This is a genomic window from Pedobacter aquatilis (assembly GCF_030409415.1).
GTDB lineage: Bacteria > Bacteroidota > Bacteroidia > Sphingobacteriales > Sphingobacteriaceae > Pedobacter > Pedobacter aquatilis.
This window is the reverse complement of sequence record NZ_JAUFPW010000015.1, coordinates 12,139-25,833: the sequence shown is the minus strand read 5'-3', so window position 1 is coordinate 25,833 and position 13,695 is coordinate 12,139. Positions and strand designations below refer to the sequence as shown.

The window sequence follows — 13,695 nt, the reverse complement described above, 5'->3', positions numbered from 1 at the left end:
TGCTGCAAAGATGCTTAAAATGAAAGATAGATTAAAAGGAATTTCTTATTTAAAACACCCGACAAGAATAAACAACAAAAAAGGTGCGTTCCAATTAAGAACACACCTTTTTCAATAAGGATGATTATTGAATTAGTTTACACCAATAATTACAACGTTATCTAAACGCATACCTAAATTATTTGCAGTTGAAGCGCCGAAGAATTCGATAGTATTAACCGCTTGTGCAGGGATATTGCTCAACTCAATAGTAGAGAATTTGTTGTTATCAGCAAAACCCACCGGGCGACTTGGAACAGTTACCGCTACGCCATTTACTTTAACCGTAATTACGTTAAAATCTGAAGAAGAACTTGCAGATGAAGCGTTTGGTGCTAAATCATATTTAAGTTTCAATTTGGTAAAACCAGTAACTGCGATGTTTTCGATTTTTAAAGAAGCATCTTTAGCAGCAGGTAACCAAGCATGGATGTTATCAGGGAAAGCACTGATTGTTCTTAAATCTGTAGCACCGTAGCTATCACTGAAAGTGAAAGAAGGGTTAGCCCAACCAGAATATGCACTGATTTTTGGTCTTGCACTTGCAGCACCTACACCAAAAGTTTCTGTGTAAAGCACTTGCTCAGATGGCGGTGTTACAACTTCTTTATCCTGATCTACAGTATATGAACCAGATGGAACGTTATTCCAGTTTGTAATTACAGCTGTTAAAGCAACTGCAACCGGCTCATTTGTAGGGCTGTTTTTAAGTTCAACCTCATAAGTGTATTTTTTACCTTGCTCAAATTTACTTCCTACTGGTAATGTTAATTTGAATTTTCCTGCCGGAAGTGAGAACGTTACTACTTTACCACTAGCATCAGCTGTTGGAACAACAATCGCTTCAGCTAATACTGAGCCAGTTTTTGCTGAAGTTTTTGCAGGTACATCAACAACTTGAGAAGCACCAGATAAAATACCAGTCGCTAAATCGAAGTTTGCTTTTGTGTTTAAACCAGCTAAAGCAACAGTTAAATCAGTTAAGTTAGCAACACCAGTTCCGTTTTTTACCGTGAACTCAACTTTAGATAATTGGTGAGTAAATACAAGATTTGCAGTTGTGCTGGTTTTGCTTAATCCAGTTGCATTGTTAGCGTACAATAAATCTATTGCGCTTTGGCTGCTTTGGTTTGTTACATCAACTGAATAAATATTTCCAGGAATAGATGATTTAAACGGATAGTAAGCAACAAAATCTACTGTACTGCCATCAGTAGGGTAAAAAATTGTTTGGTCTGTAGTTGATGGTTTAAATTCGCCATCACCTGTTGTGTTATAGTTTTTATTTGTAGCTGTAGCATTTGTTAAACCAGTGCCGGTTTTCATAAATACACCAATTGCATCACTGGTTTCCCAAGTATCGTTAACAGCTTTAGTTTTAATTTGGCCATTAATTGATGATGAAAACTTAACCGCATTGCCATTTTGGCCTGGTACTTCTGGTGTAGTTTCTTTTTTGCAAGAGCTGCTCAATACAAACAGCGAAATTGCTGTTGCGAATAAAATGTTCTGATTTCTCATTTTTTTAAATAGTATTTCGGTTTAATTTATTTCCAGATGGTATTATCAATTGTTGATTTCACTTCGCTAGAAAGTTTAGGGAAGAAAGTGTATCCCGTTTCTTTTTCTAAATCGCTAACGCTTACACGGTAAGTGTTGTAGTTATTTCCTGATGGGATTACTTGGTTGTTGATTCTGAAACCAATTGTATAGTAAGTATTACCTTTTTTCATCGCTAAAGCTTTGTAGTAATATTTAGGAATTGCAGAACCTTTAGAATAAGTAATGTTTGCGTCAGTTGCAGTTTTAATTTCTGCACCGGTTACTACGTAAAGTGTATCACTTTGTGCAGTCCAGGTTCTAACTTGTTGCTCTAAATTATTCCAGATGCCTTGGTTCATTGATGAAACCTGAGCACTCATGTTTGAATAATAGAATGTAGTGGCATTTAAATCTCTTGTGGCTGTACGATCGCCGCTTGGAATTTGATGACCTCTATCATAACCATTACCGAAAGAACTGCTTAAATCAACTTGTCCGCTTTGCGGGATTTTTGGATCAAATGCCCAGGCATCACTACGGCCAGAGCTACCGATATAAGAGGCATGTAGCGGATAAGCTACCCAATAAGCCATTTTATATTTCTTATCGTAAAGCATTGCATAGTTTCTAACACCAGTTCTGCCCGGAAAATCATGAGAAACAAATACTGTGTTTTCATCAGTATTAATTAGAGGCATTTCCATGTAACCAGACATTGTTGGCGGCGTTACGATAACCGTTTCCTGATCTAAGCTGTAGTTTCCAGATGGAACATCATTCCAGTTGGTGATGATTGCTTTTAAAGATACAGCAACACCAGGAGTACCAATGCCTTCGCCTTTTAACTCAATCTCGTAGCTGTATTTTTTACCTTGCTCAAACTTAGTTCCCGCAGGTAAAGCCCAAGTGAAAGTTTTAGTGCCCAAAGTAAAAATTACTTTCGTTGCAGTTTCATCAGTTGTTGGTAAAAGGATAGCTTCTGATACAGTTACACCATTTTTTACACTGGTTCTTGCTAATACATTTGCAACCTGAGTACTTGTGCCTAATGTTCCGGTAGCTAAATTGAAAGCAGCAATAGTTTTAACACCATCAATGTTGGTTGATAAACCATTCAAATCTACTACGCCTGTACCATTTTTAACATTGATTTCAATTTTTGATAATTGGTGAGCAAAAACAAGATTTGCATTTGTACTTGTTTTGCTTAAACCAGTTGCATTGTTTGCATACAATAAATCGATGGCTGGCTGGTTACTTTGATTGTTAACATCAACCGGGTAGCTATTCGAAGCAAGCGTTTGCTTGTAAGGATAGTAAGCAATAAAGTCTACAGCTTTACCATCTTCAGGATAATAAATGGTTTGATCTGCAGCAGTTGGTTTAAAGGCTCCATCGCCAGTAGTTAAATACGATTTATTATCTGCAAGAATGTTTGTTAAACCATTACCGGTTTTCATAAACACACCAATTGCATCATTTGCGCTCCAGCTGTTATCAAATGCTTTCGTTTTTATTTGCCCATTAATTGATGATGAAAACTGTACAGCTGTACGGCTTTCATTGCCAACTTCCGGTGTATTATCTTTTCGACACGAAGCGCCCAAAAGTACAAGCATAGCCATTGAAGTAATTTGTAAATTTTTAATTTTCATACTAAATATTTATTGTTTTAAAATTTGTTTTGGAGGAGAAATTCTTTCGGCAGAATTATTTGTAAAACGTCTTATTTATTTTACGGATTTGTTATATTTTGCGAGCGGTTCGAGTGATTTGATTAAATTTCTCTACAAAGAAAGGGCTAAAATGTACGCTGTTGATTAAGCGAAAGAAAAGCTTATGTTAACATTTCCGTAAATAAAAATTAAAGCATAACACTTAATTAATATGATTTTTTGTAAACGTTTTTGCTGGTTTCAGATGGAATATCAGCCATGAAATTTAATATTCAGTTAGCTTTTGTTTTTAACTTTTTGATTATCAGTTTTATTGCGGTTTTGGATGATGTGTTACCTGATTTGGTTCACAGACCTGTAAGTTGTGAATTAAGGCAAAGTGATTTTAGCTTGAGGTGATGTTTACGATGTACCACATTTAGGAATGGTTAACAACAATCTATTTTATAAGTATTTTTGACGAAGTAAATCAACATAAAAATCAAATTTGGCAATGCGTTCTGTTTTAAAATCGCTGCTCTTAGTAGCATTTATATTACTACATTTTTCATGTAAAAAAACTGTCGATGTTGTGCCAGACAAGCAGGTTGTAAAGAAGATGGTTTTGGTTTATATGGAGGCTAACAACGATTTAAGGTACGATGCTTTAAACAGCATCAACATGATGGAAAAAGGAGCGGCAGATTTGGATGGTGCTTTATTGGTTTACATTAAAACCAGTAGTGTGCGTTCTTACCTTTTGAAAATTAAGTTTGATAATGATGCAAATAAAATTGTTAGCGATACCGTAAAAACATTTGAGAACAGCCCGGCATCAGATGCTGAGTTTTTGAAGGATGTAGTTAAGTATGCGCAACAAGAATATCCGGCAGAAAGTTACGGATTGGTATTATGGTCGCATGCTACGGCTTGGGCACCAGCAAGCACCGGAATCAAAACCAAATCCTTCGGAAGAGATACGGGAAAGGAAATCGATATTATTGATTTGAAGAATGCGCTACCCAATAACCTCGAATTTATAATTTTTGATGCTTGTTCTATGGGTGGAGTAGAGGTGTTATATGAGTTTAAAGATAAAGCGAAGTACATCATTGCTTCTCCTGCCGAAACCATTGCCGAAAGTTTTCCCTATCAAAATATAACATCCTTGCTTTTCAAAACGTCAGACCAATTGCCCAATGTTGCCAAAGCTTACTATGATTATTATAATGCTTATCAGGATGACAGACAATCGGCAACAGTAGTTTTAATTAAAACAAGTGAGCTAGTTTCTTTAGCTGCCGAAATGAAATCGCTAATGACGAAATCCAAAAAGTATGGTGACAAGTTCCTGAGCGAAAATATTCAGCGATTGGATTTCACATATAATTTTCCAGTAGCTACTTATGATTTTGGAGATTTTCTACAACATAATTTTAATCCCACAGATTTAACTTCAATAAATGCTCAGCTTAGCAAAACCATATTATATAAGGCTTCTACCTCTAATTTTATCGGCGTTCCCATCAAAAAGTTTTCTGGTTTAACTAATTATATTCCTTTTGCTGGAGATGTAAACCTAACATATTATAAAAAATTGCAATGGTATAATGCCAGTGGTTTTAATATTTTGTTTGATTAATTGTGCTTGTTTCAATAATGTAGGTGATTAATAAATAGTGATTTAGCGATATTATTAATATTTTGCAATGTAAATCATTCATGTAATTATGAGCCACTACTTCAAATTCATTTCATGTATTCTGTATATCAGTTTAGTGCTAACTTTTAGCCAATCTTTCGGGCAAAAATTATCTACTTATGATTTAACAGTTGATATGTTGGATAATCCTTTGAGTATTGATAACCCTAAACCAGGCTTTAGTTGGAAAATCAATTCTAGCATAAAAAATACACTACAGCGCAATTACGAAATTCGTATTTCAAATACATCTTCATTTAAAAATATAATATGGCAGCAGTCTAATAAAAGCGATCAATCTGCCTTTGTTCGATATGCTGGTCAAAACCTTAAATCTAAAACAAAATACTATTGGCAAGTACGTATTAAGGATAATCACGGAAATACTTCAGCTTGGTCTGCAATAAAACATTTTCAAACCGGATTGAAACCTGAAGATTGGCTGGCGAAATGGATAACTGTTGAGGGAAAGGACACATCATCGATAAGTCCGCTATTGCGTAAAGAATTTATGCTCACAAAGGATGTAAAATCTGCAACTGCTTATATAACAGCAAAAGGATTGTATCTGGCAAATTTAAATGGCGCAAGAATTAGCAACGATTACTTTACTCCGGGTTGGACCAGTTACAAAAAGCACATTCAATATCAGGTATATCCGATTGGTAAAACTTTAAAAAAAGGGCAAAATGTTGTTGCTGTTACCTTAGGCGATGGCTGGTATAAAGGAAGAATTGGTTTCTCAAACCAGAGTAGATTTTATGGCGATACCAGAGCGTTGCTTTTACAAATTGAGGTTGAATATACTGACGGAACCAGTGAAACAATTATTAGCGACGATAGCTGGAAAAGTGTAAACGGACCAATATTGGCTTCGAGTATTTATGATGGTGAAACTTACGATGCCCGAAAAGAATTATCGGGATGGGACAATGTTAATTTTAAAGAATCTGATGGCTGGAAACCTGTACGTATAATTGAGCAAGGCACAGAAAAATTAATTGGTATGAGTGGCCCAACTGTTTCTAAACACGAGGAATTTAAAGCATTAAAAATTTTTAAAACACCACTTGGCGAAACTGTTATAGATTTTGGACAAAATATGGTAGGATGGGTAAAGATGGTGGCTCAAGGCAATTCTGGAACTAAAATTACCTTGAGCCATGCCGAAGTTTTAGATAAAAATGGCAACTTCTATACAACTAATCTTCGGTCTGCAAAACAACAGAATAACTATATACTTAAAGGTGATGGTGTTGAAACCTTTGAGCCGCATTTTAGTTTTCAAGGGTTTAGATATGTTAAAGTAGATGGATATCCGGGCGAATTAAAGCCTGAAAATTTTACAGCTATTGCAGTTTACTCCAATATGCAGTCGACCGGGAAATTCACCACTTCAAATCCCTTGCTAAACCAATTACAACATAACATAGAGTGGGGCCAAAAAGGAAATTTTGTTGATGTTCCTACCGATTGTCCTCAGCGAGATGAACGTTTGGGCTGGACGGGCGATGCGCAAGCTTTTGCAAACACAGCAGCTTATAATATGGATGTTTCTGCTTTCTTTACAAAATGGCTAAAAGATGTCAGTGCAGACCAACTTCCAAATGGGAGTGTACCATATGTTATACCAAATGTGCTCAACGAAAGAGATGCGGGTTCTGCGGGTTGGGCTGATGCCGCAACAATTATTCCATGGACTATGTATTCGTCTTATGGAGATAAGAACATCCTTGAAACACAATATCAAAGCATGCAAAAATGGGTAGATTATATCACGAGCCAATCAAAGGATAATTTATGGAATAGCGGCTCTCACTTTGGCGACTGGCTTTTTTACCGTCCGAATGATGATAACGATGGACGAGCTGCGGTTACGGATAAATACATGATTGCCCAAACCTTTTATGCAAATTCAGTTCAGCTTTTAATTAATACTTCAAAGGTTTTGGGTAAAACAGAAGCAGTAAAAAAATATACTGAACTTTTGGGTAAAGTTAAAAATGCCTATGTGCAAGAATATATGACACCAACAGGAAAGCTGGTTTCTAATACCCAAACCGCTTATGTTTTAGCATTACAGTTTGATATGCTTCCAGAAAATCTTCGTCAACAGGCAGCAAAGCGTTTGGTTGATAATATTAAAAGTTATGGAAATCATCTAACAACTGGATTTTTAGGCACTCCATATTTATGTCATGTATTGAGCAGATTTGGTTATCAGGATGTATCCTATAATTTGCTTTTACAAGAAACTTATCCATCATGGCTTTACCCGGTTAAAATGGGTGCAACTACAATTTGGGAAAGATGGGATGGGTTAAAGCAAGATGGCACTTTCCAAACCGCAGATATGAATTCTTTTAATCACTACGCTTATGGGGCAATCGGCGATTGGATGTATAAAAATATTGTCGGCATAAATTTAATTGAAGAATACCCTGGATATAAGATTTTTGAGGTTGCTCCAAAACCTGGTGGTAAATTAACAAGTGCTACTGGAGAACTGGAAACCGTTTATGGTAAAATAAAATCCTCATGGAAAATTTCTAATGGCATATTTAATTTAGAGGTAACAGTTCCCCTAAACACGAGCGCAATAATTACAATGCCTGGAAGCGACAAAAAAGAAAGGGTAGGCTCAGGGAATTATAGTTTTACATCAAAGTTTAAAGGTATTATCAATTAACTGAAAGACAGGGCGATTATTGCAATCCATATTACGCAAAAAAAGGAACCAGCATAAACCATTTGCATGTTTTGTTTAATATTCTTTTTGATATAAGCAGAATATATTAACCATCCTATAAAGGCAACAAAATAAAGCGGAGCAGCAAGTAGTAGCATATAATTATATTTACTCAAATATAATTATATATTTTAGTTAAGATAGAACATTGTTAATTTTTGTGTGCCGCATGCAATTCTGAAAAGCTAAACAGTACTTTTGCAGAAATATCCTTTTTTAATGAAAAATAAAGCTTCCTTCTCGCTACCTCCGGTTCCGGCAGTGTTACTATCCATAATCAGTGTACAAGGTGGTGCAGCTATAGCAAAGGGAATTTTTCCGGTTTTGGGTCCTGCATCTACCTCTGCATTAAGAATCGTTTTATCGGCAATAATTTTATTTATTTATAATCGGCCAAGTTTAAAAAATTTAACTAACGCCCAATGGAAGGCCGTTTCCTTATATGGCTTAACCTTGGGCGCCATGAACCTGATATTTTATTTTGCAATTTCCAGAATACCGCTGGGTTTAGGCGTAACGCTTGAATTTATTGGACCATTGGTTTTAGCAATTGCAGGCTCTAAAAGAATTTTAGATTTTTTATGGGTGATTTTGGCAGGAGCAGGAATAGCACTTATTGCACCTTGGAGTGGAAGTGGAGTTGATTTAATTGGGCGCTTTCCTTGCCTTACTGGCTGGTGCATTTTGGGCTGGCTATATTGTAATGGGTGGTAAGATTTCAAAAATAATGGATGGAGGAAAAGCGGTAACTATTGGGATGCTTTTTGCATCGGCATTGGTTTTACCTGTTGCGCTTTTCGATGGGTTAATTGAGAAGGTTACCCCCGCATTTTTACTTTCTGGTTTAGCGCTAGCCTTATTATCAAGTGCAATACCATTTACTTTAGAAATGAATGCGCTGAGGAAAATTCCGGCCAAAACTTTCAGTATTTTAATGAGCTTAGAACCGGCTGCGGCTGCGTTATCCGGTTTGATATTTTTGCATGAGTACCTTTCCCTTTACGAGTGGCTTGCAGTTGTTTTGGTAGTTATAGCAAGTGGAGGTGCAACATTAACTGCAAAAAAGCAAGCGCACTCGGTGGCTGAGTGTTAATATTTTGACAAGCAGTGCCATCTAAACCTGATATAGCAAAAATCCTTTTAAAAATTGCAGCAACTTCTTTCATGTTGCAGGTTTGAAGTTTTTAAAAGATTGCAGCTTTAGCGGGACTGACTTTTATAGCAGTAATATCACTGCTTTTCTAAAACAAAAACAACCGTAGCAGGGTTATTTTCGTATAATAGTTACACAACCTATATTTTTTGTTTGCAGCAATTTAGTTTATGTGTTAAATGATGTCAGGTTGCTTTTATATTTCTGTCAAAATTTGTAAATTGCATAAGCATAATGCTACAATTTGTCAGTAAAATAATCGCTGAAAATCCTTTACAATAAACCGACAAAATGAATTAATCTAAGGGAATTGACATTTTTTTCCTTTTAAAGCCTGCAAAAACAGTTTGTTAATCAGATTTATTTACATAATTGCTAATTGATTTGACTAATGGGCTGCCACAATTTTTTGGTATGGAAGCTCATACATGGTTTTATCAACTTGTATGGCGCAATTGTTGATAAAATAAACAAATCAGCAGTACTCTTTTATAATTTATTTTATAGTTTAGGGGCGAGCTGTTAAGAAAGGTATTATGGAAGCAAAATTTTCACCACAGGTTAAAGATGTAATCTCTTTTAGTAGGGAGGAAGCGCTCCGCTTAGGGCATGATTACATTGGAACCGAACATTTATTATTAGGCCTCATCCGCGAAGGCGATGGTATGGCTATCAAGATTTTACGATCGTTAGGAGTAGATACCGGTAAATTACGTCGCTCAATTGAAGATGCTGTTCGAGGCACTTCGAGTGTTACAGTAAATTTGGGCAATATTCCATTAACTAAACAGGCAGAAAAAGTTTTAAAAATTACTTACTTAGAAGCTAAGATATTTAAAAGCGATTTAATTGGCACTGAGCATTTATTATTATCAGTTTTGAGGGACGACGATAACATTGCCTCACAGATACTGTTGCAGTATGGTGTTACTTACGATGTTTTTAAACAAGAAGTTGAAGTAAATAAGAATGGTTTCAGAGACGATATTTCAAACAGCGCATCAACTGGTGGCGATGATGATTATCGTGAAGAAGAAAGCTTTAGCGCACCTAAGAAAGTTTCGGATATTAAATCGAAAACTCCGGTATTGGATAACTTTGGTCGTGATTTAACTAAGGCTGCAGAAGAAGGTCGGTTAGACCCAATTGTTGGTCGTGAGAAAGAAATTGAGCGTGTTTCGCAAATTTTATCTCGTAGAAAAAAGAACAACCCCATTTTAATTGGAGAGCCGGGTGTAGGTAAATCTGCAATTGCCGAGGGCCTGGCCTTACGCATTGTTCAACGTAAAGTATCTCGTGTGCTTTTTGGCAAGCGTGTCGTTACATTAGATTTAGCTTCACTTGTTGCCGGTACTAAATATCGCGGTCAGTTCGAGGAACGTATGAAAGCCGTAATGAACGAGCTTGAAAAATCTACAGATGTAATTTTATTTATTGATGAGATTCATACAATTGTTGGCGCTGGTGGTGCTTCTGGTTCATTAGATGCATCGAACATGTTCAAGCCTGCATTAGCGAGGGGCGAAATTCAATGTATTGGTGCAACAACTTTAGATGAGTATCGTCAATACATTGAGAAAGATGGTGCTTTGGATCGTCGTTTTCAAAAAGTGATGGTTGAGCCGGCTACGCCTGATGAAACTGTTGAAATTTTAACAAGAATTAAAGATAAGTATGAAGAGCATCATGGTGTAACTTACACAGATGAAGCAATTCAAGCGTGCGTAACTTTAACTTCTAGATATATTTCAGACCGATTCTTGCCAGATAAAGCGATTGATGCATTAGATGAAGCAGGTTCTAGAGTTCATTTAACGAACATTCATGTTCCTCAAAATATAATTGATATTGAGGCAAAAATTGAAGATATCAAATTAGAGAAAAACAAGGTTGTTCGCAGTCAGAAATATGAAGAAGCTGCGAAATTACGCGATACGGAGAAAAATTTAATTGAAGAATTAGATAAAGCTAAGGCAGAATGGGAAGCGGAAACTAAAACCAAGCGTTATGAGGTTTCTGAAGATAATGTTGCTGAAGTTGTCGCAATGATGACGGGTATTCCGGTGCAACGTGTTGGCCAAACCGATAGTGCTAAGCTATTGAACATGTACGATAAAGTTGCTGAGAAAATTATTGGTCAGGATGATGCGATTAAGAAATTAACCAAAGCTATTCAACGTACAAGAGCCGGATTAAAAGACCCTAAAAAACCAATTGGTTCTTTCATTTTCTTAGGTCCTACCGGTGTTGGTAAAACAGAATTAGCCAAAGAACTTGCTCGTTTTATGTTTGATAGTGATGATTCGCTGATTCAAATTGACATGAGTGAATATATGGAGAAATTTGCGGTTTCACGTTTAGTTGGAGCGCCTCCAGGATACGTAGGTTATGAAGAAGGCGGACAATTAACCGAAAAAGTTAGAAGAAAACCTTATGCTGTAATCTTATTAGATGAGATTGAGAAAGCACATCCTGATGTATTTAACATCTTATTACAGGTTTTAGATGAAGGTCAGTTAACGGATAGTTTAGGTCGTAAAGTCGATTTTAGAAATACAATCATCATTATGACTTCGAACATTGGTGCTCGTCAGTTGAAAGATTTTGGTCAAGGTGTTGGTTTCTCTACTTCGGCAAAAACTAATCAAGCAGAATCTCACAGTCGCGGAGTAATCGAAAGTGCATTAAAACGTGCTTTTGCTCCCGAGTTTTTAAACCGTGTTGATGATGTTGTAGTATTCAACAGTTTAGGCAGAGAAGAAATTTTCAGAATTATTGATATTGAACTTAAAGCTTTGTTTGGTAGAGTTCATACTTTAGGGTATGAAATTACTTTAACTGATAATGCTAAAGATTATATTGCAGATAAAGGATTTGATAGTAATTTCGGTGCACGTCCGTTAAAACGAGCCATCCAGAAATATTTAGAAGATCCTATTGCTGAAGAAATCCTTAAAGGTGAATTAACCGAAGGTGATGTTTTAGAAATCGATTATGATAAAGAAACAGAGCTTATTTCTGTGAACCACAAAAAAGGTGGAAAGAAAAAGGAAGAACCAAAAGAAGAAGATTCTTCTAACTAAATAGAGGAAGCCCCGAAATATCGGGGCTTTTTTTTGCGTTATTTTTTTTGTAATAAATTTATTGCGGTTGCGTTATTAGTTCGTTTAAAAACATAGTAATAACTAAAGCTGAATCAATCATCCCAATGAGAAAACTTTTAAGTTTAGTTCTTCTTTCTGCTGCTCCGTTCATCATATCCTGCGAAAAGAATTCAAAAATTCTACCAGAAAAGGAGGTTATACCTGTAAATCCCGGAACTTTAGTTTCTACAGGATTAAATAATGAACTACTGCTAAAATTAGTTAATGATGTCCGAACTAAAGGATGTAATTGCGGTACAACGGTTATGCCGCCAGTTGCAGCGCTAACCTGGAATAATTTATTAGCTGCTGCAGCACTGACGCACAGTAAGGATATGAATACTAATAATTATTTTAGCCATACTTCTTTAGACGGAAAAAATCCTGGAGATAGAATTACTGCTAGTGGTTATAAATGGATGAGTTATGGAGAAAACATTGCGGCAGGGCAACCAAATGAGCAAGCTGTTTTTGATGCATGGCTGAGTAGTGAAGGCCATTGCAAAAATATTATGAATGCAAATTTTAGGGATATGGGCGTAGCGAAAGATGGTCGTTACTGGACTCAGGAATTTGGAAGGCAGTAACTAAAACAGGCTAATTTGCGAGCCAGGAACTTTAAACAAGCTATGATCCAGTTTAATATCTCTAGTATTTAATCCGTTTAGCCTGCAATGTAGCCTAAAATTGTCCCTAATCAATTGTGCAATATTTCCATCTCCTCGCATTCGGTCTCCAAATCGGCTGTCGTTAACATTTCCGCCATGGCAACTCTTAATCATATGCCAAACTTTGTCAAACCTATCGGGAAAGTTTTTACGTAGCCAATCTTCGAAGATTTGCCCGATAGCACCGTTAAGTCTAACAAGAGTATATCCGGCACGAATTGCTCCGGCATTTGCAACAGCTTTTAAAACTGCAGGTATTTCATGGTCGCTCAAACCAGGTACTAAAGGCGCAACCATTACACCAACCGGGATGCCTGCTTTGCTCAACTCCTCCACAACTTTTAATCTTTGTTTGGCTGTAGCCGTTCTAGGCTCCATTGCAAGGCGTAGCTTATCGTTTAAACTGTTAATAGAAGAATAAACCATACAAAGATTGAGCTTTGCCATTTCTTGCAAAATATCAAGGTCACGCAAAATTAGTGAGTTTTTAGTAATCATGCCGATAGGTTGTTTGTAAGCCAATGCGATTTCTAATAACTGGCGGGTAAGTCTAAATTTTCTTTCAGCAGGCTGATAACAATCAGTATTTCCTGATAACGAAATCGTTGTTGCATCCCAGCCTTTGCGTTCTAAAAATTTTTTGAAGAGGGCAGGAGCATCCTTTTTTACTATAATTTTTCGCTCAAAATCTAAACCTGCACTATAACCCCAATATTGGTGTGCATTTCTGGCGTAGCAATAAGTGCAACCGTGCTCACAACCCTGGTATGGATTTAAAGAATAAGCCATGCCAACGTCTGGGCTTTCAACTTTATTTACAATTGTTTTAGAATGCTCGAAAATGAAGGATGTTTTGCGATCACTTTCTTCCCAATCATCAATGCCCTCATTGTGCTCCTTTACATAACTATCTTTTAAAAATTTATTATGGGGATTAAATTGTGCACCACGACCTCTAAAATACTGCTCTTCTTCATTCATCATAGCATAAAAATACTAATATCTTTAGCATTATTTATCCATGTGAATAATTTATTACTAGAA

At 36.3% G+C, this 13,695-nt stretch carries 9 protein-coding genes; 6 read left to right on the top strand and 3 right to left on the bottom strand.

Translation table 11 applies throughout. The features are described 5' to 3' along the window. Positions 1-132 precede the first annotated feature (132 nt). Both QWY86_RS08740 and QWY86_RS08735 read right to left on the bottom strand, forming a co-directional pair. Positions 133-1,560 (bottom strand): fimbrillin family protein, encoded by a 1,428-nt coding sequence (locus QWY86_RS08740; RefSeq protein WP_290240972.1) that lies wholly within the window; start codon positions 1,558-1,560, stop codon positions 133-135. A 26-nt stretch (positions 1,561-1,586) separates the two neighbouring features. Further along, positions 1,587-3,236, bottom strand: coding sequence for a fimbrillin family protein (locus tag QWY86_RS08735; RefSeq protein WP_290240970.1), 1,650 nt, complete (start codon positions 3,234-3,236; stop codon positions 1,587-1,589). 514 nt (positions 3,237-3,750) lie between these two features. On the opposite strand from QWY86_RS08735, the gene QWY86_RS08730 reads away from it, so the two are divergent. The 6 genes from QWY86_RS08730 to QWY86_RS08705 all read left to right on the top strand — a co-directional run bounded on the left by QWY86_RS08730 (position 3,751) and on the right by QWY86_RS08705 (position 12,570). After that, on the top strand, positions 3,751-4,878 hold the full coding sequence (locus tag QWY86_RS08730) for a clostripain-related cysteine peptidase (RefSeq protein ID WP_290240969.1): 1,128 nt from the start codon (positions 3,751-3,753) through the stop codon (positions 4,876-4,878). 88 nt (positions 4,879-4,966) lie between these two features. Further along, positions 4,967-7,627: a glycoside hydrolase family 78 protein gene (locus tag QWY86_RS08725; RefSeq protein WP_290240966.1), complete on the top strand. Its 2,661-nt coding sequence runs from the start codon at positions 4,967-4,969 to the stop codon at positions 7,625-7,627. 279 nt (positions 7,628-7,906) lie between these two features. Then, positions 7,907-8,401 carry an EamA family transporter gene (locus QWY86_RS08720; RefSeq protein ID WP_290240964.1) on the top strand — a complete coding sequence of 165 codons (495 nt, stop codon included), beginning with the start codon at positions 7,907-7,909 and terminating at the stop codon, positions 8,399-8,401. Further along, on the top strand, positions 8,391-8,780 hold the full coding sequence (locus tag QWY86_RS08715; protein ID WP_290240961.1) for an EamA family transporter: 390 nt from the start codon (positions 8,391-8,393) through the stop codon (positions 8,778-8,780). Before QWY86_RS08720 ends, QWY86_RS08715 begins: the two co-directional genes overlap by 11 nt. A gap of 596 nt (positions 8,781-9,376) precedes the next feature. Next, entirely contained in the window at positions 9,377-11,923 is a 2,547-nt protein-coding gene (locus QWY86_RS08710; RefSeq protein WP_290240959.1) for an ATP-dependent Clp protease ATP-binding subunit, read from the top strand. 125 nt (positions 11,924-12,048) lie between these two features. Further along, positions 12,049-12,570 (top strand): CAP domain-containing protein, encoded by a 522-nt coding sequence (locus QWY86_RS08705; protein WP_290240957.1) that lies wholly within the window; start codon positions 12,049-12,051, stop codon positions 12,568-12,570. On the opposite strand, the gene QWY86_RS08700 is transcribed toward QWY86_RS08705, so the two are convergent. After that, complete coding sequence (locus QWY86_RS08700; RefSeq protein ID WP_290240955.1) at positions 12,571-13,635, bottom strand: PA0069 family radical SAM protein; 1,065 nt, start codon at positions 13,633-13,635, stop codon at positions 12,571-12,573. Positions 13,636-13,695: the final 60 nt, after the last annotated feature.